This is a genomic window from Streptomyces pimonensis (assembly GCF_041380215.1).
GTDB classification, from domain to species: Bacteria; Actinomycetota; Actinomycetes; order Streptomycetales; family Streptomycetaceae; genus Streptomyces; species Streptomyces pimonensis.
The window spans coordinates 1-393 of record NZ_JAHWZY010000152.1 but is presented as its reverse complement, the minus strand read 5'-3'; the positions used below and the strand labels follow the sequence as shown (position 1 = coordinate 393).

General features: G+C 72.5%; 1 protein-coding gene. It reads left to right on the top strand.

Annotated elements, in window-relative coordinates; translation table 11 throughout:
• Positions 1 to 393: ATP-binding cassette domain-containing protein (locus KYY02_RS33780; RefSeq protein ID WP_371244921.1), on the top strand; the 393-nt coding region annotated here is incomplete at both ends.

Genomic DNA, 393 nt, shown 5'->3' with positions numbered 1-393 from the left:
GTCGCGGACCGCGTCGACATCGTCTACCGGGTCAACGGCACCGGCGCCGGACGCGGCTCCGCCACCGCCGCCCTCAACCGCATGCTGCGCCGCAGGCAGACCGAGAAGGCGTCCGGTGTGCGCACGGTGCACGCCGTGCGCGAGGTCTCCTTCGTGGCGTACCGGGGCGAGGCGATCGGGCTGATCGGCACCAACGGCTCGGGCAAGTCGACCCTGCTCAAAGCCGTCGCCGGGCTGCTCCCGGTGGAGAACGGCCGCATCTACACCGACGGCCAGCCCTCCCTGCTCGGCGTCAACGCGGCCCTGATGCGCGACCTGACCGGCGAGCGCAACGTCCACCTCGGCGGGCTCGCCATGGGCATGTCCCGCGAGGAGATACGCGCCCGCTACGAC